Below are 20,333 nucleotides of genomic sequence, written 5' to 3'. Positions count from 1 at the left end.
ATTCCGGAGTCCCGCTTGCACGCGAAACCACGCGCTCTGCCATCTGCATCTGTCCTGTTCGGAACCCTGGCCGCAACCCTGCTGATCAGCGGCTGCGCCTCCAGCCCCCGCGTCGCCACGGCACCCGCGCGCCCCACGACAGTGGTTGTCGCTGCCCCGCCGCCGCCCCCGCCTGTCGTCGTCGCGCAACCCGTTTATGTGCCGCAGCCGTACGACGCCTATGTTTCGGTCGTGCTCGACCGCGACGTGGTCTACGCCGGCGGCAGCACCTATATCTGGATCGTGGGGCCGGACGGCCACCGCCAGCGCCGCTACTACGGCCGCGGCGACCTGCGCGGCGAAGTCCTGCACCGCCGCGCGGAACTGCGCGTGGTGATGGCGCACAACGAAGGCCATCTGCCGATGCAGCACGCGCGCATGCCCGAGCCACAGCGCGTGCGCGTGACGATGCAGCCGCACGGCACGCCGCCGCATGGCTACCGGCCGCAGCCGGGCGGGCACCCGCCGGCGCACACCGCCCAGCATCGCCCGCCGCCTGCGCCGAACCGCAACGCGAACGCCAGCGCGAATGCCAATGCCGGCCATCACCGCCACCCCGATGGCCATCCCAACGCCGCGCCTGCGCCGCGTTTCGCGGGTCAGCCGCCGCATGCCGGTTAATGCCAACTAAGGCCTGAAGTTCGAACCGTCCGCCAGCGTTCGCTGGCCGGCCTCGAAGGCGTCGCCGCCCGCCTGCGGCGGCGCTTCCTCCCTTGCCTCACCTGCCGCCACTCGCTGCGCGGCTACGGTTGCGTCCCCAAAATTCCCGCCTGAAGCCCGTCCTCGGTCCAACACCGCCGCGACTAAGTGTCGCGATATATATCACATCGCGATATAATCCCTTTTCTTTGGGCGGCGCCGAGCCGTCTGCGCTCCTCACCCGTTTCCGTTCCGAATCGTGTCACGCTTCAAGGTCCTTCGCTGGCTCACCCGCTTCAGCCCCTCCAGGGTCACCATCACATGGCGCGAGCGCCTGCGCTCGGGCGGCGGCGCGCTGGTCGGCATCGCGCTGACGGGCGCGCTCGCGCACCGGCTGCTCGGCGGCGATCCCAGCATCCCGTACCTGATCGCCCCGATGGGCGCCTCCGCCGTGCTGCTGTTCGGCGTGCCCGCCAGCCCGCTCGCGCAGCCCTGGTCGATCATCGGCGGCAACCTCGTGTCCGCCACCGTGGGCGTGACCGCGGCGATCTGGATCCATGACCCCGTACCGGCCGCCGCCGTGGCCATCGCCGTGGCCATCGTCGCGATGTTTACGCTGCGCTGCGTGCATCCGCCTTCGGGCGCGGTCGCGCTGACCGCGGTGCTGGGCGGCCCGGCCGTGCATGCGCTCGGCTATGAATTCGTGTTCGTGCCCGTCGCGCTGCAGTCGTTCCTGCTGCTCGGCGCCGCGCTCGTCTATCACGCCGCCACGGGGCATCGCTACCCGCACGCCGCGCGACGCCCGCGGGTGGCCGGCCCCGTCCCCGCGCAAGCCGGTTTCACGCGCGCCGACCTCGAAGCGGTGCTGCGCGAGCGCGACGAGATGCTCGACATCGACACCGACGACCTCGAAGCCGTGCTGCAGGACGCCGAGATCCGCGCCTACGCGCGCAGCTTCGGCGAACTGACCTGCGCCGATGTCATGTCGGCCAATGTGGTGAGCATCACGCCCGCGACGACCGTGGGCGAAGCGCGCTCGCTGCTCAAGCGCCACGACGTGAAGGCGCTGCCCGTGGTGGACGCGCATCGCCAGGTGAAGGGCATCGTCACGCGCGCGGACCTCGCCGACGACGGGCGCGAGCGGCATCCGCTGCGTCTCATGCTCTATGCGATCGCGCGCCTGTTCCGGCCGCACGCCGAGGCCGGCCAGAACGTCGCCACGCTGATGACCACGCATGTGCTGACCGTCGCGAACACGACGCCGATCGTCGAACTCGTGCGTATTTTTGCGGGCCGCGGGCACCATCATGTGCCGGTGGTCGATCACGAACACCGGCTCGCGGGCATCATCACGCAGGCCGACTTGATCTCGGGGCTCTATCACCAGGCGAAGACGCCGCAGCAGGCGCCGGCCTGAGCCGGTTCGCGCCCACACACCTGGCCGCGATGCTGATGTGACGGGCGTTTTCGGGACGAAATATCACATCGTGATATATTAGGAGACTACACCGTTCCAGGGACTCCCGATGAAAAAAAACGCGCGCGACCTCGACAAGGTCGACTTTGAACAGCTGTCCGAATTTCGCTACCAGATGCGCCGCTTCGAGCGCTTCTCGGAGCAGGCCGCGCAGGCCGAGGGCATCACGCCGCTGCAATACCTGCTGCTGCTGCATGTGAAAGGCTACCCGGGCCGCACGTGGGCGACCATCGGCGAGCTGGCCGAGCGTTTGCAGGCGCAGCATCACGGCGTGGTGGCGCTCGTCTCGCGCTGCGAGGCGATCGAGCTCGTCGAGCGCCGCGTGAGCGAGCGCGACCGCCGCCAGGTGGAAGTGCATCTGCTCGCCGCCGGCGAAAAGCTGCTCGCGCGCCTGGCCGAACTGCATCGCGCCGAGTTGAGATCGCTCGACGGCGCATTCACCATTCCGCATATCGATCTTTAAACCATGCATTCCGACGATTCCCACAAGCGCGACTTTTCGGCGAACGCACGCCTGCCCGGCATCAGCGTGCTGGCCGCCGTGATCGGCGTACTGGCCACGCTCGCGGCGTTCGTGCTGCTGAGCCTGATCCACTGGTTCACGAACCTGTTTTTCTTCGGCCAGTTCTCGTTCGCCGACCGCTCGCCCGCGCTCAACACGCTGGGGCCGTGGGTCATCGTCGTGCCTGTGATTGGCGGCCTGATCGTCGGGATGATGGCGCGCTTCGGCTCCGAGAAAATTCGCGGCCACGGCATTCCCGAAGCCATCGAAGCCATTCTGTTCGGCAAGAGCAAGATGTCGCCGAAGGTGGCCGTGCTCAAGCCGCTTTCGTCGGGCATCGTGATCGGCAGCGGCGGCCCGTTCGGCGCGGAAGGCCCGATCATCATGACGGGCGGCGCGCTCGGCTCGCTGCTCGCGCAGTGCGTGCGGGTCACTTCCGCCGAGCGCAAGACGCTGCTCGTGGCGGGCGCGGCCGCGGGCATGACCGCCGTGTTCGGCACGCCGGTCGCGGCCGTGCTGCTCGCCGTCGAATTGCTGCTGTTCGAATGGCGCCCGCGCAGTTTCCTGCCCGTCGCGCTCGCGTGCGCGGTGGCCGGCTTCGCGCGCTCCGTGTTCTTCGGCACGGCGCCGCTGTTCCCCATGCAGACCCTGCCGCCGCACGCCGTGGCGCTCTTCTCGTGCATCATCGCCGGGCTGCTGGCTGGCGCGCTCGCGTCGGGGCTGTCGGCGGCGCTCTACAAGGTCGAGGACCTGTTCGGCCATCTGCCGCTGCACTGGTCGTGGTGGCCGGCCATCGGCGGGCTCGTGGTGGGCATCGGCGGCTTCATCGAGCCGCGCGCGCTCGGCGTGGGCTACGACGTGATCGGCGACCTGCTGCATCAGCACATCGTTCTTCAGGTCGCCATCGCGATTCTGGTGGTGAAAGCCGTGATCTGGGTCGTGGCGCTCGGCTCCGGCACCTCGGGTGGCGTGCTCGCCCCGCTGCTCATGCTCGGCGCGGGGCTCGGCTCGGTACTGAGCCACGTGCTGCCCGGCAGCGACCCGGCGCTGTGGCCGCTCGTGTGCATGGCGGCGACGCTCGGCGCCACGCTCGGCGCGCCGCTCACGGCCATCGTGTTCGCGTTCGGCCTCACGCACGACACCAATGCGCTGCTGCCGCTGCTCACGGCCACGCTGGTGGCGCACGGCTTCGCGACGGTCGTCATGAAGCGCTCGATCATGACCGAAAAGATCGCGCGCCGCGGCTATCACATCTATCGCGAGTACGGCGTCGATCCGCTCGAGCGCCATTACGTCGATGAAGTGATGACTCGCACCGTCGATACGATCGACGCGAACGTCACCGTGCGCGAAGCCCTCGATCGCTATTTCGGTTCGACCCAGCAGCGCCGCGCCTTCCCGGTGCTGCGCGACGGCGCGGTGCTCGGCGTGGTGGATCGCGCGATGCTCGACGCCGTGCGCGCGAGCGCCGCGACCGAAGCCCTCGATACGCCGCTCGGCTCGTTGCTCGCGCAACGTTCCCCCGACATGGCGCTGCCCGCGGAGACCTGCCGGCAGGTTGCCACGCGCCTCGCGATTCACGGGCTCGAGCGCCTGCCCGTGGTGGCCGACCGCGAATCGCGGCAGCTCGTGGGCATCGTCTCGCGCAGCGACCTCGTCAAGCTCTCGCTCTCGCACTTCGAGGAAGAGCACAAGAAGGAGCGCTTCCGCCGCATTTCCGTGGGCAACAGCAAGCGGCGCTTTCCGCCGGTGCGCAAGGCCGGGTGATGAAAATGGCGCGCGTCTACTGATGCAGCGCCAACCCCTTCACGGCCTTGTCGACCGCGTTTTTCGGGCCGTATAGCGCGATTCCCACCAGATCGGGATTCTCCGGGTCCTCGGCGCGAAAGACCTCGCGGTTCGCCGCGTCGTGGCCCGTCGAAAACATGGCGTGCACATACGGCACGATCGTGAGTTCGCGCGACACGCCGCGCCGCAGCGCCGCCTGCAGACCTTCGACATCGGCGCCATAGATCATCATCGGCTGGCCCAGCATCCTGCCGTAGCGTTGCCCGCGCGCGTCTTCGTAGGGCTCGCCAAGCGCCTCGGGCACCGCCGCCGCAATGCCCGTGGCGAGAAACGCGGTCACATTGAGCTTTTGCCAGACCGCGAGGTTTTCCCGCACGACCAGCGCGACTTTCGTATCGAACATACTGCCTCCTTTTTCGAGGCAGTCATGATCCGCGAGACGCGGCTGCAAGTCTGGAACGTTTGTGCACGGCGGCTTGGGGCAGCCTGGGCCGCCCGGAAGCCGCACATCTCAGTGCAGATGCCGCAGCTTGTCCGGATTGCGCATCACATAAATGGCCGTGACCTTGCCGCCTTCGATCTCGAGCGCGGTGGTCTGCAACTCGCCATCGGCCTCGCGCGTGACGAAGCCGGGCAGGCCGTTGATGAAACCCGCACGCACGAAAGTCGAGCCATTCTTGCGGAACAGGCCGGCTAGCTGCGCGTGGAACTTCATCACACTCTCGAAGCCGAACACCGGGTGGCCGAGCGCCGGGCGCTTGCCGCCGCCGTCCGCGTGCAGGCTCACGTCGTCGGCGAGCATGGCGCCCAGCGCGCTCATGTCGCCACTGCGCGACGCCGCGAAGAACGCCTGCGCCAGTTCGAGGCCGCGCCCTTTCTCCACATGAAAACGCGGGCGCGCTTCTCTCACGTGAGCGCGGGCGCGCGCCGCGAGCTGGCGGCAGGCGGCGCCCTCGCGCCCGATCGTGGCCGCGACTTCGTCGAACTCGAGACCGAACACGTCGTGCAGCAGGAACGCCGCGCGCTCCAGTGGCGAAAGACGTTCGAGCGCGAGCATGAGCGGCAGCGTGACGTCCTCCTGCTCGTCCTCTTCGACGACCGGGTCCGGCAGCCACGGACCGATATAGGTTTCGCGCTGATGCCGCGCCGACTTGAGCTGGTCGAGGCACATGCGCATCACCATGCGGCGCAGGAAGGCCTCGGGCACGCGCACGTCGTCGCGCTCCACGTCCGCCCAGCGGATGAACGCGTCCTGCACGATGTCCTCGGCGTCGGCGACCGAACCGAGCATGCGGTACGCCACGCGGATCAGCTTGCGCCGCAGCGGGTCGAAACTCGCTGCGGCGTCCCTCAGGCCCGGGTCCGTCATGCGGCGACCATCTGTTTGGCCATGGCCTTCGCCGCCGCCGGATCGACCCACAAGCCGAAGCCGACCGCAAGGCGGTTCCAGCCGTTGATCACATTGATCATCAGCGTGAGCTTCACCTGCTCCTCCTCGGTAAGTGGCCGGCGAGCGCCGCGCGCGCTTCTTCCAGTGCATGACCTTCGCACAGGCGCGTGAGGGCCTCGGTCCAGCCGAGCGCCGCGCGTTCGCGGTCGGTGTAGCAAGGCGCTTCTTTCCACGCGGAAAGCAGGTAGAGACGCTGTTCGGTCTCGCCTTCCTCGCGTGCGTGGGCGGTATGCATGTTAAGACAATTCGCGCAGCCGTTGATTTGCGACGCGCGCACCTCCACCAGCGCAATGAGGCTCGGCTCGAGGCTCCCGGACACGGCGAGCGAAGTGCCCATCCAGGACTTCATCAGGGTCGGGGCGGCGGCGAACAGGTCGAGCTTGGCAGTCATGGTTACATCTCCTTTCGGTTGGGTTGCCATGACATGACGAGACAGCCTGGGCCGCGTGTGACATTGGGGCAAAAAAAGTTTGGCGGCGACAACTGAGCCGCCTCGGCCGGTAGCGCAGCCGGAGGCGGTTCGTCACGCAGCATCACTCTTTGCCCGACTGCGCTGCGGCTTGCTCGATGACCTTCGCCACTTCCGCCGGATGCGACATGTAGACCACGTGGCTCGAATTGATCTCGACCGTCTTGCTCCCTGCACGCTGGGTCATGAAGCGTTCCAGATCGGGATTGATCGCGCGGTCCGCCGTCGCCACGACGGCCCAGCTCGGCTTCGTTCTCCAGGCGGCGTGCGTGATCGGAACGCCGAACGATTGCGCGGCGGGCGTCACCTGCGAGATGGCCATGAAACGGGCCTCGGCGGCGGGCAGGTCGGCGGCGAAATCCTCGTGGAAATTGGCCGGGTCGATATAGAGGTGGCCGTCGGCGGTGGCCTTGATCGCCTGGGTGGCCGGCGGCGTCTTCTTCGTCAGTTCGAGCGGCGATTCTCCCGTGTCCAGCTGGAACGCGGCCACATAGACGAGACCCGCGACCTTGTCGTCGTTGCCGGCCTCGGTCACGACCGCGCCGCCGTAGCTATGGCCGACGAGGATGCTCGGGCCGTCCTGGGCATCGACGACACGGGTCGTCGCCTTCACGTCGTCGTCGAACGACGTTTCCGGCTCCTGCACCACGGACACCTTGTAGCCATCGCGCGTGAGGATCTTCGACACGGCCTGCCAGCCCGAACCGTCGGCGAAGTAGCCGTGCACGAGCACGATGTTCTTGACCGGCGCGGCCGTGGCGGCCTGCGAGCCGAGCGCGGCGGCGGAAAGGGCAACGGCGGCGGCGATGCGGGTTACGTATGAGGAAATCTTCATTTTCATGCTCCAGGGCGTGAGGTGATTTGAGAAATCGACAGGACATCGCCTGTTCGATGAAGCCATCCTACTAGTAGGATGGCTGAGAAGCAAGAAAAATTTTGGAGGTGGCTCGGGGGTGGAAATTGGTCCCCGCTCCGCGTAAGCTATCGGTAATTCAACCGACTAGATGGTAGGCAAAATGACAGTAAGCGGCGAACTGACGGCCGACAGGATCATGGCGGCGGGACGGCAGCTCATCATGCGGCGCGGCTACAACGGGTTCAGCTATGCCGACATCGCGGATGCAATCGAGATTCGCAAGGCGAGCATTCACCACCACTTCCCCGCCAAGACCGATCTCGTCGTTGCCGTGCTCAACGCGTGGCAGGAAGCGCTCGACGCCGATGTGGCGGCGCTGGAGGCGAGCGGCGCGGACGCCATCGCACAGTTGCGCGCCTACATCGGCCATTGGGAGCGCTGCATTGCCGACGACACGGCGCCGTTCTGTGTCGCAGGCATGCTGGGCGCCGAGCTCCCTTCGCTGCCTGAAGAAGTGGCTCAAGGGGTGAAGACGTTCTTCGATCATCTGACTGCGTGGCTTGAACGGGTGCTCGAAGCCGGCGTGAAGGGCGATCTCCTCAAACTGGATTCGTCGGTTCACGCCGAAGCGGCCACGCTCGTCTCGCTGGTCTACGGCGCCATGCTCGCTGCGCGCGCGTATGCGAACGTCGAGCTGTTCAAGCAGGTGACCGGGGGTGCGGTCGAAAGACTGGTGAAGCCGCGCAAACGCGCACGCTCCACCGGTCAGGCGACCGAGTAGCCGCCGTCGGCCACCAGAGCTTGGCCCGATACGTAGCTCGAGTCGTCGGAGGCGAGGAACGCCACGATCGTCGCCATCTCCTGGGCGGTGCCCCAGCGGCCGGCGGGCGTGCCGGCGGCGAACTGCTGCTGCACTTCGGCCGATGGCCAGATGCCGCGATGATGGAACGGCGTCTCGATCAACCCCGGGCACAGTGCGTTCACGCGTATGCCTTGGCGGAACCATTCGATCGACGCCGATTTGGTCATGCCGACTACCGCGTGCTTGCTGGCGATATACACCGACGCGTTCGCGAAGCCGATCAGGCCGCCCATCGAGGCGTTGTTGATGATGCTGCCCGAGCCTTGCCCGAGCATGACTTCCGCTTCGTATTTCATCGAGTTCAACACGCCGCGCACGTTCAGCTCGAAGACCATGTCGAATCTTTCGGAATCCTGTTCGATGAGCGGCGCGAAGACGCCCTCGGTTCCCGCGTTGTTGAAGGCGATGTCGAGCCGCCCATAGGTCTGCACCGTGTAGTCGACGAGTCGCTTGATGTCGGCTTCTTTCGAAACGTCCGCCACGAAGGCCGACGCTTCGCCACCCTCGGCCGAAATTTGCTGCACGAGCTGGTCGAGTTCGTCCTTGCGGCGGGCCGCCACGACGACCTTTGCGCCGCGGCGGGCGAGTTCGACGGCCGAAGCGCGGCCGATGCCGGAGCTGGCGCCGGTCACGAGTGCAATCTTGCCTTCGAGCTGCCGTTGTGTGCTGATCGTGTTCATGATGTCGTCCTTTGTTCCAGTGGATATTGCGCAGAGTCTGGCGCGCTGTTCACGGCTACCTTGCCTCACGCCTGGAACGAAGTATGGATATCGAGCGCTCGAAGGTGAATGGAATAATTGCGCATTCACAATTCCTGCTTTGGGAATTTTCCACGACAATGACGCATCGTTCCCAGCGCAGGAATCATCATGCTCAATCGCCTTGATCTCCTGAGGATCTTCCTCGCCGCCTCATCGTGTACGAGCTTTCGCGAAGCCGCCGCGCGACTCGGCGTTTCGCCGCAAGTCGTCACGCGCGCGGTGCGTGAACTCGAGGAGCAACTGAGGGAAACCCTGTTCCACCGGAATACGCGGCGCGTGCAGATCACGACGTTCGGCCAGTCGTTCGTCGCACGCGCTCAGGCTGCGTTAGCCGGCGTCGACGGTCTGTTCGGCGAGGCAAGCATGAGCGACGACGCCATGGGCATTGTGCGCATTACTGCGCCGTCGGCCCTGGGTCGCTACTACGTACAGCCGATCCTGATGGAATTGATGGCCCGCCATCTCGGTCTGATTGCCGACCTCAGACTTGCGGACGCCCCCTCGGCCGTCGTGGACGAGCAGATCGACGTAGGCGTGCGCGTGGGCGCCATTGGCGACAACCGGTTTGTCGCGCGCGCGATCGGTCCGCTACCGGTATGGACCGTCGCCTCACCTGCATTGATCGAACGGGTGGGAGAACCGAAAAACCTGAAGGACCTCGAAGCACTACCAGTGACGTGCCTGATCGACCCCGCAAGCGGTCGACCGTGGCCATGGATGTTCCGCGGAGAACGTCACTTCCAGCCCGCTGCGCCCGCATTCGTAACCAACGACACTTCCGTGGAGATCGAAGCGGCTTGCGCGGGCATTGGCTTCAGCCAATGCACCGAATATCTGATTCGGCCTTATGTTCAGCGAGGTCAGCTCGTCCGGCTTCTACCCCGCCTCGATCCCGAACCCTGGAAGCTATACGTCTACCGTCCCCAACGCGGCCCGGTATCGAGGCGAGTGCGTGTCGTATTCGACGAGCTGGTCGCCAGACTTCCGCTGGCGACGTTGCGTGGGTAGGGAGCGCGCGCCGCTAAGAACGCACGTCGGTTCAACGCGAAAGCGAATGGCCCGAGCGACACTGGAAGCTAGATCCTCGTCGAGAGAAGCTTGATTCCGGCGATCCCGAATACCACGGCCAGGCATCCTTCCAGCGCGCGACGGGTCCGCACGTACAGCCTGCGAGCCGAAGCCGTCGAAAACAGGACGGCATAACCGCCGAACACCAGGCATCCGATGGCCGCACAACCTGCGATGACCGCACTATGGGCAGACCCCGTGCCGTTCGACGACAGCGCGACAATGGAAACCCACACGAGGATCGCTTTGGGATTGGTGAGATGGAGCGTCACGCCGCGGAGGTAGACGCTCGTCAGTGTCGGTGCGCGTTCCACCTCCACTGCCGAGGTGGCGGCGCTCGAAAGCGCATTGCGTCCGGATTTGAAGGCGAGCCACAGGAGATAGAGACCACCGAAGATCTTGATTGCAACGATGAATTGAGACCAGGCAATCAAGACAGCCGACACGCCCAGCGCGGCCACCGTCGCCCAGAACATCGATCCCGAGATGACACCGAGCGCGAACGTCATCGCCGCTTTACGGCCGTGACTGGCCGCGATGGACAAGATTGCAAGGTTGCTCGGCCCGGGACTCGCCGTGCCGACGAAATACGCGGTGTAGGCAAGCAGCAGGTTGGTCGAGATGAAGGCGTGTCCAGTCATGAGTGGAAGAGGAAGAATAGATCGTTAGTCAAAGAACGAAGCGCTTGCCTACCGCCGACGGGACGACCCGATCCTTGAACCGTGTTGCCAGTGCGCCGATTGCCCGCCAGCCAGTGCAATGCGCGGGGGCGATCAAAGCAGGATTGAACGGTTCCAGCGCTTCGACAGTGTCCGGAATGATGCTTTCCGTTGCGCCTGACAAATGGAAGCCGCCCAGCACCCCGTAGATCGGCACATCAGGAAAGCGATTGCCCGCGTGAGTCAAAACGTTGATGAGACCTGCGTGTGAACAGGCTGTAAACACGAACAAACCCTTGTTAGCGATATGCACGGCAACATATCGTTCATCCATGAGCACTTCGTCCAGTTCCCATGCACCGTCGGGGCCACGCCTGTGCTGGCCGGGCATGCCGCGCTCGAAGCTCGTCACTCGCGGGATTTCTCCGCTGACGTAGAACGACTTCGACAGAACCGCCTGTTCGACTCTCGTGATCACGAGTTCCGCCCCGTTACCGGCAAGCACCTGCTGGCCTGGAATATCCTCCATTGGCATCATGCGGCCTTGCGCATTCCTGACCGCTCGCGACGCGAACATCTCCGGGTGCAGGTAGGTCGGGACAGGCTTTCCACCGTTGGCCAGCGTGATCATCTGCAATGCCCGTGGCATTGCCGCGGCGTGATCCCAATGTCCATGTGAAAGCACCATCGCGCCGACCGTGCCGAGGTCGAGGCCGAGCCTGCCGACGTTACGTTCGAATACCCACTCGTCCGGCCCCGTGTCGAACAGCACTGAGCGCGACGTGTCGCCCGTTCGGGCAGTAATCAGACAGGACAAGCCGTGAGCGGCGCAACAGAGACATCCTCCACCCAGCGATTTCATCCCGCGCCGCCAGGCTCCGGCAAGCTCTGTTTCCACGTACGCCGGATTCGATGAAAGGATGTCGGTCACGTTATCGACGATGACCGTAATCTCCAGGCTGTCGATTGGCTCAATCATCTCTACACTCCCTGGTATCGATCAGTCCCGCAGCAAACCTTCCGCCAGCAGCGCTGCCCTGACCTGCGGGCGACCCGCCGCGCGTTGCTGAAATGCGCTGATCGCGGGCAGCCGCGATAAATCCATGCCAACGTGCCTTGCCCAGTTTGTGACGGTGAAAAGATAGGCGTCGGCAACCGAGAATTGCTCTCCCAGCAACCATGGCTGGTGCGTCAGGGATCGCTCTACCACCGCATAATATTTGAAGAGCGCTTCGCGCTTTTCGCTGCGGATCAGGCCGAGCATCGCGGGATTGAAGAGCGGCGCGTAGCTCGTGTGCAAATCGGAATTAATGAAGCCAAGCCATTCCTGCAGACGGTACCGCGCCATCGTCCCGTTAAGGGGAACGAGATCGCGTTCCGGCTTCAGGTCCGCGAGAAACTGCATGATGGCGGGACCTTCCGTAAGCCATGCTCCGTCGTCCAGCTCGAGCACCGGCACGTTTCCCTTTGGATTGATGGTGAGAAAGTCGATTCCGCCTTGCGTGCGCTTCGACGCCATGTCCACCTTCTCGAGTTCAATTGCGATCCCCGCTTCGCGTGCGACGATATGCGACGCAAGCGAGCATGCTCCCGGCGAGTAATAAAGCTTCATGTTCGATCCCGACAACGAGTTCAATCATTAACCAACGGCGCTGCAGCCCCGCACGCTCCAGCGCTTGCTACTGGGGCGAAGGCGGATTCAAGAGCTTGCTCAACGGCTTGAGCGGGCCAATCGGGAAGAGCGAGAACGTCATCAAATGCGCTTTCCCCAAGGGCAGTGCCTCGAGCATGTCATGCGCTTGATCGACGTCCGTTACGTTCAGGATGAACGCCACCCCGGCCCGGTCTTGCAGTGAATACCACTGGTCAATCTTGCCCTCGAGGTAGAGCTGCGCCGTCTCGCGCACTTCGGTCGGAAGCGTGTGCTGGACAAGTTGCATGTCCGTGCCCGGCGGAAAAGTGCCAATCGCCAGAATCTTCGTGGTTGGCGTGGCGGGCATAGGCGTGGTTTGCGACATGGAAACTCCAGCAGAAGCGACCAGCACAGAGGCTATGGTCAAATTGAGAAGAAGGCGTTTCATTCAGCGGCCAGTTACCGTGGTGCGAGCCGCTGATGCTCCGGCCCAATGGCTGGTGCCAAGGTATCATCGCTATTCGCAAGCGCCTATTCATCACATTGTTGACGGGCCATGAAGCAGAACTTCACAGTCAGGCAGGGCGCGCTGGACGGCGTGGAGGTGTTCCTGCGCGTTGCCGAGCATCGCAGTTTTCGCAAGGCAGCCGCGGAACTCGGTGTGACGCCCTCGGCGATCAGCCAGACGGTGCGTGTCCTCGAAGCGCGCATTGGCGCAGCGCTCTTCATCCGCAACTCGCGCAGTGTCGGCTTGACCGAAGCCGGCGAACAGTTTTTCGCGCGCGCCAAGCCCGCCTTCGAGGAACTGGTCGCCGCCAGTGAGGTGGCGCGTGGACTCGGCCAGCGACCGGCCGGATTGCTGCGTCTCTCCGCGCCGCGCGCGGTGATCCCCACGCTGCTTGAGTTGGTCACATCGTTCTGCAAGGCTTATCCCGAGATCGAGGTGGAGCTTGCTGCGAGCAAGGAGGTGACCGACCTGGCCGCCGAAGGCTTCGACGCCGCTATCCGGCAAGGGCATCTCGTTGCTCCCGATATGGTCGCGGTGCCGATGACGCCGCCATTCCGTCTCATCGTCGTCGGCAGCCCTGCCTACCTCGCCGGGTCAAGCCCGCCCGCTCACCCGAACGACCTGCGCCAGCATGCCTGCTTGCGATGGCGGCGCTCCAACGGCGCGCTCGCCCTGTGGTCGTTCAACGACGCAGACCAGCCGCTCGAGATTGCCGTATCCGGCCCCCTCATCGCCAGTGACTTTCCCACCGTGCTGGGCGCTGCGTTAGAAGGACTGGGCCTCGCCCAGGTACCCGAGCCGCTGGCCGCTGTCGGGTTGAGAGCGGGTGAACTGATCGAGGTGCTGGAGGCCTACGCGCCGGTGAGGCCCGGGGTGTTTCTCTGCTATTCGGGCCGACGACAGGTCATGCCGAAACTGCGCGCGTTCATCGATCATATGAAGAGCCGCACGGCGGGCGATGGAAAAGTCCGCGTAAAAGCGGGAGCCAAACGCTAACAAACATCCACCACGCCGCGCAGCGCGAAGCGCCCGCACCATCGTCCTACAATGTCGCAGTAGCCACACGTCGCCACGACATCATCGGCGGAAACCTCACTTTCCCAGGAGCAGACGATGCCAAAGATGCACGTAGTGCAGGTAGCAAAACCGGGGGCCCCTCTCGAACTGGTCGAGCGCGATATTCCCGAGCCGCCCGAGGGACACGTCCTCGTCAAGGTGCAGGCCTGCGGGATCTGCCACAGCGATTCGCTCACGAAGGAAGGCCAGTGGCCCGGGCTGCAGTTTCCTCGCGTGCCCGGCCACGAGATTGCAGGCGTGATCGAAAAGCTCGGCGCGCGCGTCGACGAATGGAAGGTCGGGCAGCGCATCGGCGTGGGCTGGCACGGCGGCCACTGCGGCCATTGCGAGCACTGCCGCCACGGCGACTTCGTGCTCTGCAAGAACGGCCAGATTCCCGGCATCAGCTACGACGGCGGCTATGCCGACTACATGGTGGCGCCGCAGGAGGCGCTCGCACGCATGCCCGACGACCTCTCCGACGTCGACGCCGCGCCGCTCCTGTGCGCCGGCATCACCACCTTCAACGCGCTGCGCCACAGCGGCGCACGCGCGGGCGATGTCGTGGCGATTCTCGGCATTGGCGGCCTCGGCCATCTCGGCGTGCAGTACGCCCGCAGAATGGGCTTCGTCACCGTGGCCATCGCGCGCGGCCAGGACAAGGCGCCGCTCGCGAAACAGCTCGGCGCGCATCACTACATCGACAGTTCCTCGCAGGACGTCGCGCAAGCGTTGCTCGCGCTGGGCGGCGCGCGCGTGATCCTCGCCACGGCCACGAGCGGCAAAGCCATGAGCGCTGCGCTGGGCGGGCTTGGCCTGAACGGCAAGCTGATCATGATCGGCGTGTCGGAGGAGCCCGTGGAAGTGCCGATCACGCAGTTCATCATGGGCCGCCACTCGGTGCAGGGCTGGCCCTCGGGCACCGCCGCCGATTCTCAGGATACCCTGGCATTCAGCGCGCTCTCGGGCGTGAAGCCGATGATCGAGGAATATCCGCTGTCGCGCGCGGCAGAAGCCTATGAGCGGATGATGAGCGGCAAGGCGCGCTTTCGCGTGGTGCTCAAGCCCGGCGCCTGACGGGCATCGAGGCGAAGTGCGGTGCGGCGCTACGAGGCCGGCACCGCATCGGCTTTTCACTACCGTCCTGCTTGGGGCCCGGCTTCGTCCTTCGCGAGGCCGGTCTCGTCGACATAGCGATCGACAGCACTGCTCACGGTCGGATCGAAGCGGTCCGGGCCGATGTCTTCGAGCAAATCGAAGCGCTTGAGCTTGTCGCGCACCGGGTCCTTCATCTCCGCGAAATGCAGCACGATGCCGCGCTCGCGCAGCGCATGGGTCAGTTCGCGCAGCATGTCGGCGGACGTGACGTCCACACTCGTCACGGGCTCCGCCGCCACCACGACCCGGCGCACGGGCGTGGGCGACGCTTCCACCGCTTCCATCAGGCGCTGCTGGAACAACTCGGCATTCGCGAAGAACAACGGCGCGTCCCAGCGAAACAGCACGAGCCCCGGCGTGCGCACGGCTTCGGGATAGCGCTCGATGTCGTGATAGCCGCGCAACCCTTCCACGCGGCCGAGCACCGCGAAATGAGGCCGCCAGCCGTCCCAGAGGAATTCGATCACGGCGATCAGGACAGCGAGGCCAATGCCGGGAATCGCCCCGAAAACCGCGACCGCCGCGAAGCAACCGATCGACAGCCAGAACTCCCACTGCTGAATCCGGTAGATGCGTTTGAGATCCGCGATTTCGAACAGCCCGAGCGCGGCGGCGATCACCACGGCGGCGAGCGCGCTATTGGGCAAATAGCGCAACAGATTGGGCGCGACCATGAGCAGCGCCGCCACGGCGAGCGCGCCGACTACGCCGGTTAGCTGTGTGCGGGCGCCCGCGGCTTCGGCAACCGGCGTGCGCGAGGCGCTGCTGCTGATCGGAAAGCCCTGGAACAAGCCGGCTGCGAAGTTCGCCACGCCGAGGCCCACCATCTCCTGGTTCGGGTCGACGCGCGCATGAAAGCGCGCCGCATAGGTGCGCGAAAGCACGCTCGTATCGGCGAAAGCGATCAATGCGACGGCTGCGCCGCCCAGCACGATCTTGACCAGGTCCACGTTGGCGACCCACGGCAGCGAGAGTCCAGGCAAGCCCTGGGGAATCGTGCCCAGCACTTTCACACCCAGGGTGTCGAGATGAAGGAGACTGACCGAGAGCGTGGCCACGATCACGGCGATCAGGATGCCGGGCACCTTGTCGAAGCGCTTGAGCACGAGGATCAGCACGAGGCTTCCCGCACCCACGGCGAAGCTGTACCAGTTCGCCTCGCCGCGCGCGAGCGCCTGAGCGAGGCTGAGCAGGTCTCTCATCGGGCCCTGCTCGTCGATGGAGACGGCGAAGAGCTTCGGCAACTGGCTAATGAGCACGGCTAGCGCGATGCCGTTCATGTAGCCGTATCGAATGGGCTTGGACAGCAGCTCCGTAATGAAGCCGAGACGCAACAGCCCCATGACGACACAGACGAGCCCGGACACGATCGCCATCATGCTCGCCACACCGATGGCGCGTGCGGGGTCGCCGCCCGCGACCTGCACCACCACAGCGAGTATCGGCGCGGCAAGCGCGGAGTCGGGGCCGAGCACGAGAATGCGGCTGGGCCCGAAAATGGCGTAGGCCAGCAACGGAATGATCGTGGCATAGAGGCCATAGACACCGGGCACGCCGGACGCCGCCGCGTAGGCAATGCCGACCGGCACGAGCATGGTGGTCAGCACCAGTCCCGCAGCGAGATCGTTGAGCAGCCAGGCGCGTTGATAAGTCTTGAGCAACGTGACGCCGGGCAGCCAGCGCAGCCAGGGCTGGCTTGCGGTTGCACTGGCAGGCTGTGCGTTGGGAGAGGCAGGTCTTTCCATTTCCATTGGCCGGTTAATTGTCATGAGAATGCTGGCGCTGGGAATCGTGGAGCCGACGGCGTGCGCTAAAAAGAATAGGTGAAATATGCGTGTCACAAAAGAAGCCGCGTGCGCCTGTCCCGACTCTGGAATCCTGACCACGAATTCACACCGCCCTCCCGCACTTTTTCGGGCATCGCCTGCCACCACTGCGCCAACTGGGTGCGACGCATCGCCCCCGCACTGCTGCGGTGCACAACGCGTTGCGCGCCGCGTTTCCGCGCGGCGCGCCCAAAACCCCGCCCGGCACGGCTTTGCGGCCAACGGACAAACTGGCACGCACCTTGCTGAACTGTCATGCGCGCCCAGCGATGGCGCGTAATGCACCGATTAACCGTCGAAGACTTCATGCCGACGATCACCGAATCCCCATGCTGCGCGTACTGCTCGTAACCGACACCGACAAGCCAATCGGCGACCTGCGCGACGCGCTCGCCAGGCTCGGCTACGACATGCTCGCCGAGCCCGCGACGCCGCAGGCGCTGCATCGCGTCGTCGAGCGCGAGCGGCCCGACGTCATCATCATCGACACCGAGTCGCCCTCGCGCGACACGCTCGAACAGCTCGCGGTGATGAACGCCACCGCGCCGCGCCCGGTACTGATGTTCAGCCACGACGCCAACCAGCAGCTGATCCGCTCGGCCGTGAACGCGGGGGTGACCGCCTATCTCGTGGAAGGGCTCGCGAGCGAGCGCCTTGCGCCGATCCTCGAAGTCGCGCTCGCGCGCTTCGCTCAGGAAGCGCAGTTGCGCGAACGTCTCACGCAGGCCGAAAACGAACTGGCCGAGCGCAAGCTGATCGACCGCGCGAAGCGCATCCTGATGGAGCAACAGAAGCTGACCGAGCCCGCCGCCTACGCGGCGCTGCGCAAGCGCGCGATGAACCAGAGCGTGAAGCTCGCCGAGGTCGCCCGCCAGATCGTCGCGCTCGCGCAGGCCCAGGAACGACCCGATTGAGCAGGAACGAAGCGCCGCCCATGAACGCCACCCCTACCCTCGCCGCGCCCGAGAAAACCCATCTGAAGATCGGCTTCGTGCCGCTCGCCGACGCCGCGCCGCTCGTCGCTGCGAAGCTGCTGGAGTTCGGCCACGCGCACGGCCTCACGCTCGAACTCTCGCGCCAGCCCTCGTGGGCCGCGCTGCGCGACAAGCTGCTGTCCGGCGAACTCGACGCCGCGCATTCGCTCTACGGGCTCGTGTATGGCGTGCAGCTCGGCCTGGGCGGCCCGCAGACCGACATGGCCGTGCTGATGGTGCTCAACCGCAACGGCCAGGCCATTACGCTCTCGAACCGCCTCGCGGATGCGCTCGCCGAACACGGCTCGCTGCCGCGTGCGCTCGCCACGCTGGCGCGCAAGCCCGTGTTCGCGCAGACCTTCCCCACCGGCACGCACGCGATGTGGCTGTACTACTGGCTCGCTTCGCAGGGCGTGCATCCGCTGCGCGACATCGAGAGCGTGGTGATACCGCCGCCGCAGATGGTGGCGGCCCTCGCCGAAGATCGCCTCGACGGCCTGTGCGTGGGCGAGCCGTGGCCGGGGCTCGCGCAGCAGCGCGGCGTGGGGCGCACGATCATCGCGAGCGGGGCGATCTGGCCGGATCATCCCGAGAAGGTGCTCGCCTGCCGGCGCGATTTCGTGCAACGCCATCCGAACACGGCGCGCGCGCTCGTGCAGACGATGCTCGAAGCGTGCCGCTGGCTGGACGGCGAAGGCAATCGGCGCGAGATCGCGCAGTGGCTCGCGCGCCCGGAGATGCTGGGTGTGGACGCCGCGCTGATCGCCGCGCGGCTCGAAGCGGATACGGCATCGCGCACGCCGGGCATGAAGTTCTTCGCGGAAGGCCGCGTGAACTATCCGCACGACTCCGAAGGCGTGTGGTTTCTGACGCAGTTCGAGCGATGGGGCATGCTCGCACGCCGAAGCGACTATCGCGAGATCGCGCGCGGCTTGAACCAGACGGCGCTGTACGGGCAAGCGGCGGCGGCGATGGGCATCGCGCTGCCGGCCGGGACGGCCACCGCGCCGTTCGTCGATGGACGCGTCTGGGACGGAGACGATGCGGTGGGGTATGTGGAGGGGTTCGGCATCAAGGCGTGAGCGCGGCTAGCCGCGCTCAGCCGCTTACTTCACGACGACCTGCGTATGCCCCACGACAGGCGGCTTCTCGAAGTACGGGCCGACGAGGCGGCGCCATTCCTGAAAGTCATCCGACTCGCGAAAGTGCACCATGTGATCCTCGACGGTGTCCCACTGCACGACGAGCACATACTGGTTCGGCTCTTCCACGCCGCGCTGCAACTCCACGCTGTGGCAGCCGCGTGCGCGGTGAAAGAGCGGCAGCGCCTGCGCCACGGCTGCCTCGAATTCGGCGTTCTTGCCTGCGCTCACCGTGATGTGCGCCATCTCGTAGACCATCCTGTTCTCCTTGTGATTCGCGTTGATTCGCGTTTGATCCGCCACTACAGTCAGTGTGTGTTCAGCCGTTCGATGACTTCGTCCGCAATCGCGAGCGAAGCCGTCAGCCCCGGCGACTCGATGCCGTAGAGGTTCACGAGCCCGCTCACGCCGTGCTCGCGCACGTCCTGGATCACGAAGTCGCCGCCATGCCTGCCCTCGGCCAGCTTCGGGCGAATGCCAGCATAACCCGGTTGCAGCGCGTCGTCAGGCAGCGCGGGCCAGTAGGTGCGAATCGCCTCGTAGAATTTCGCCGCGCGGCCCGGGTCCACGGTGTAGTCGATCGTGTCGATCCACTCCACGTCGGGACCGAAGCGCGCCTGGCCGCCAAGGTCGATCGTCAGGTGCACGCCCAGGCCCCCTTCCTCCGGCACCGGATAGATGAGCCGCGAAAACGGCGCCGCGCCCGCCAGCGAGTAGTAATTGCCCTTCGCGTAGCGCCCCGGCGGGATCGATTGCGGCGGCACGCCTTCGATGCAGGCCGCGACCTGCTGCGCGTAAAGGCCCGCGCTGTTCACGACGCGCGTGGCGAGCAGTTCCATCGGCTCGTCGCCGCCTACCCTCAGGAGCGTCGGCTGGCCCGGCCGCGCGAGGCCGCCCGTGACGGGCGAGCAAAACGCGAGCATGCCGCCCGCCGCTTCGAAGTCGCCCTGCAGCGCGAGCATCAAGCCGTGGCTGTCGACGATGCCCGTGGAAGGCGATTCGAGCGCCGCCACGCACGCGAGCGCGGGTTCCCGTGCACGCGCCTCGCCGCGATCGAGCCAGCGCAGGTCGTCCACGCCGTTGGCGGCGGCCGCCGCGCGAATCGCGCGCAGCGCGTCGAGCTGCCCTTCGTGCGTCGCGACGATGAACTTGCCGCAACGGCTGAACTCCACGCCCTTCTCTTCGCAATACGCATAGAGCTGGTGCTTGCCTTGCACGCACAGCCGCGCCTTGAGCGAGCCTTGCGGGTAGTAAATGCCCGCGTGTATCACTTCGCTGTTGCGCGAGCTGGTGCCCGTGCCGATGGCGTTTTCCGCCTCGACGAGGACGGTTTCCCAGCCCTGCTGGGCGCACGCGCGCGCAACCGCGAGCCCGACCACACCCGCGCCGATTACGACGCAATCCACGGTATCCGTCATGAGACTTCCTTCCTCGACACGCGAGTGCTGTTGCGACTGGCGCTATTT

At 65.7% G+C, this 20,333-nt stretch carries 21 protein-coding genes and 1 pseudogene; 10 read left to right on the top strand and 12 right to left on the bottom strand.

Going from position 1 to position 20,333, the window contains the following annotated elements; translation table 11 throughout:
• Window positions 1-141 precede the first annotated feature (141 nt).
• The 4 genes from AB4Y42_RS06520 to AB4Y42_RS06505 all read left to right on the top strand — a co-directional run bounded on the left by AB4Y42_RS06520 (window position 142) and on the right by AB4Y42_RS06505 (window position 4,424).
• Window positions 142-660 (top strand): hypothetical protein, encoded by a 519-nt coding sequence (locus AB4Y42_RS06520; protein ID WP_368693706.1) that lies wholly within the window; start codon window positions 142-144, stop codon window positions 658-660.
• 277 nt (window positions 661-937) lie between these two features.
• The gene (locus AB4Y42_RS06515; RefSeq protein ID WP_368693705.1) at window positions 938-2,095 is read left to right on the top strand and encodes an HPP family protein; all 1,158 of its coding nucleotides are present in this window, start codon (window positions 938-940) and stop codon (window positions 2,093-2,095) included.
• 109 nt (window positions 2,096-2,204) lie between these two features.
• Window positions 2,205-2,618 carry a MarR family transcriptional regulator gene (locus tag AB4Y42_RS06510; RefSeq protein ID WP_324157888.1) on the top strand — a complete coding sequence of 138 codons (414 nt, stop codon included), beginning with the start codon at window positions 2,205-2,207 and terminating at the stop codon, window positions 2,616-2,618.
• 3 nt (window positions 2,619-2,621) lie between these two features.
• Entirely contained in the window at window positions 2,622-4,424 is a 1,803-nt protein-coding gene (locus AB4Y42_RS06505) for a chloride channel protein (protein WP_368693704.1), read from the top strand.
• 16 nt (window positions 4,425-4,440) lie between these two features.
• Here the strand turns inward: AB4Y42_RS06505 and AB4Y42_RS06500 are convergent, their stop codons facing one another.
• The 4 genes and pseudogenes from AB4Y42_RS06500 to AB4Y42_RS06485 all read right to left on the bottom strand — a co-directional run bounded on the left by AB4Y42_RS06500 (window position 4,441) and on the right by AB4Y42_RS06485 (window position 7,199).
• Entirely contained in the window at window positions 4,441-4,848 is a 408-nt protein-coding gene (locus AB4Y42_RS06500) for a DUF2000 domain-containing protein (protein ID WP_028202441.1), read from the bottom strand.
• Window positions 4,849-4,956: 108 nt separating this feature from the next.
• Window positions 4,957-5,814 (bottom strand): sigma-70 family RNA polymerase sigma factor, encoded by an 858-nt coding sequence (locus AB4Y42_RS06495; protein WP_368693703.1) that lies wholly within the window; start codon window positions 5,812-5,814, stop codon window positions 4,957-4,959.
• Window positions 5,811-6,286: pseudogene (locus AB4Y42_RS06490) on the bottom strand (carboxymuconolactone decarboxylase family protein). The gene AB4Y42_RS06495 and the pseudogene AB4Y42_RS06490 overlap by 4 nt, the downstream one beginning before the upstream one ends.
• 142 nt (window positions 6,287-6,428) lie before the next feature.
• The gene (locus tag AB4Y42_RS06485; RefSeq protein ID WP_368691761.1) at window positions 6,429-7,199 is read right to left on the bottom strand and encodes an alpha/beta hydrolase; all 771 of its coding nucleotides are present in this window, start codon (window positions 7,197-7,199) and stop codon (window positions 6,429-6,431) included.
• Between the two features lie 181 nt (window positions 7,200-7,380).
• On the opposite strand from AB4Y42_RS06485, the gene AB4Y42_RS06480 reads away from it, so the two are divergent.
• Window positions 7,381-8,001 carry a TetR/AcrR family transcriptional regulator gene (locus AB4Y42_RS06480; protein WP_368691762.1) on the top strand — a complete coding sequence of 207 codons (621 nt, stop codon included), beginning with the start codon at window positions 7,381-7,383 and terminating at the stop codon, window positions 7,999-8,001.
• Here the strand turns inward: AB4Y42_RS06480 and AB4Y42_RS06475 are convergent.
• Window positions 7,986-8,762: an SDR family NAD(P)-dependent oxidoreductase gene (locus tag AB4Y42_RS06475; protein ID WP_368693702.1), complete on the bottom strand. Its 777-nt coding sequence runs from the start codon at window positions 8,760-8,762 to the stop codon at window positions 7,986-7,988. The genes AB4Y42_RS06480 and AB4Y42_RS06475 overlap by 16 nt on opposite strands.
• 189 nt (window positions 8,763-8,951) lie before the next feature.
• On the opposite strand from AB4Y42_RS06475, the gene AB4Y42_RS06470 reads away from it, so the two are divergent.
• Window positions 8,952-9,851 (top strand): LysR family transcriptional regulator, encoded by a 900-nt coding sequence (locus AB4Y42_RS06470; protein ID WP_368693701.1) that lies wholly within the window; start codon window positions 8,952-8,954, stop codon window positions 9,849-9,851.
• A gap of 68 nt (window positions 9,852-9,919) precedes the next feature.
• On the opposite strand, the gene AB4Y42_RS06465 is transcribed toward AB4Y42_RS06470, so the two are convergent.
• The 4 genes from AB4Y42_RS06465 to AB4Y42_RS06450 all read right to left on the bottom strand — a co-directional run bounded on the left by AB4Y42_RS06465 (window position 9,920) and on the right by AB4Y42_RS06450 (window position 12,588).
• A complete protein-coding gene (locus AB4Y42_RS06465; RefSeq protein WP_368691765.1) occupies window positions 9,920-10,552 on the bottom strand; it encodes a LysE family translocator in 633 nt (210 codons plus the stop codon).
• Window positions 10,553-10,580: 28 nt separating this feature from the next.
• Window positions 10,581-11,549, bottom strand: a complete 969-nt coding sequence (locus tag AB4Y42_RS06460; protein WP_368693700.1) for an MBL fold metallo-hydrolase — start codon at window positions 11,547-11,549, stop codon at window positions 10,581-10,583.
• A 21-nt stretch (window positions 11,550-11,570) separates the two neighbouring features.
• A complete protein-coding gene (gstA, locus tag AB4Y42_RS06455) occupies window positions 11,571-12,182 on the bottom strand; it encodes a glutathione transferase GstA (RefSeq protein WP_368693699.1) in 612 nt (203 codons plus the stop codon).
• Window positions 12,183-12,249: 67 nt separating this feature from the next.
• Window positions 12,250-12,588 (bottom strand): hypothetical protein, encoded by a 339-nt coding sequence (locus tag AB4Y42_RS06450; protein WP_368693698.1) that lies wholly within the window; start codon window positions 12,586-12,588, stop codon window positions 12,250-12,252.
• Between the two features lie 171 nt (window positions 12,589-12,759).
• Here AB4Y42_RS06450 and AB4Y42_RS06445 point away from each other — a divergent pair, with 171 nt between their 5' ends.
• Window positions 12,760-13,707 carry a LysR family transcriptional regulator gene (locus tag AB4Y42_RS06445; RefSeq protein ID WP_368693697.1) on the top strand — a complete coding sequence of 316 codons (948 nt, stop codon included), beginning with the start codon at window positions 12,760-12,762 and terminating at the stop codon, window positions 13,705-13,707.
• A gap of 117 nt (window positions 13,708-13,824) precedes the next feature.
• Window positions 13,825-14,844, top strand: a complete 1,020-nt coding sequence (locus tag AB4Y42_RS06440; RefSeq protein WP_368691770.1) for an alcohol dehydrogenase — start codon at window positions 13,825-13,827, stop codon at window positions 14,842-14,844.
• Window positions 14,845-14,903: 59 nt separating this feature from the next.
• Here the strand turns inward: AB4Y42_RS06440 and AB4Y42_RS06435 are convergent, their stop codons facing one another.
• Window positions 14,904-16,670, bottom strand: coding sequence for a SulP family inorganic anion transporter (locus AB4Y42_RS06435; protein ID WP_368693696.1), 1,767 nt, complete (start codon window positions 16,668-16,670; stop codon window positions 14,904-14,906).
• 410 nt (window positions 16,671-17,080) lie between these two features.
• Here AB4Y42_RS06435 and AB4Y42_RS06430 point away from each other — a divergent pair, with 410 nt between their 5' ends.
• Both AB4Y42_RS06430 and AB4Y42_RS06425 read left to right on the top strand, forming a co-directional pair.
• Entirely contained in the window at window positions 17,081-17,665 is a 585-nt protein-coding gene (locus tag AB4Y42_RS06430; protein WP_342923004.1) for an ANTAR domain-containing protein, read from the top strand.
• Between the two features lie 20 nt (window positions 17,666-17,685).
• Window positions 17,686-18,807: a CmpA/NrtA family ABC transporter substrate-binding protein gene (locus AB4Y42_RS06425; protein WP_368693695.1), complete on the top strand. Its 1,122-nt coding sequence runs from the start codon at window positions 17,686-17,688 to the stop codon at window positions 18,805-18,807.
• Between the two features lie 24 nt (window positions 18,808-18,831).
• Here the strand turns inward: AB4Y42_RS06425 and AB4Y42_RS06420 are convergent, their stop codons facing one another.
• Together AB4Y42_RS06420 and AB4Y42_RS06415 are read right to left on the bottom strand one after the other, a co-directional pair.
• Window positions 18,832-19,125, bottom strand: coding sequence for an antibiotic biosynthesis monooxygenase (locus AB4Y42_RS06420; protein ID WP_368693694.1), 294 nt, complete (start codon window positions 19,123-19,125; stop codon window positions 18,832-18,834).
• Between the two features lie 50 nt (window positions 19,126-19,175).
• Complete coding sequence (locus AB4Y42_RS06415) at window positions 19,176-20,285, bottom strand: NAD(P)/FAD-dependent oxidoreductase (protein WP_368693693.1); 1,110 nt, start codon at window positions 20,283-20,285, stop codon at window positions 19,176-19,178.
• Between the last annotated feature and the right edge of the window lie 48 nt (window positions 20,286-20,333).

This window comes from Paraburkholderia sp. EG286B (assembly GCF_040965655.1).
Taxonomy (GTDB): Bacteria; Pseudomonadota; Gammaproteobacteria; order Burkholderiales; family Burkholderiaceae; genus Paraburkholderia.
This window is presented reverse-complemented; position numbering and strand designations above follow the sequence as displayed.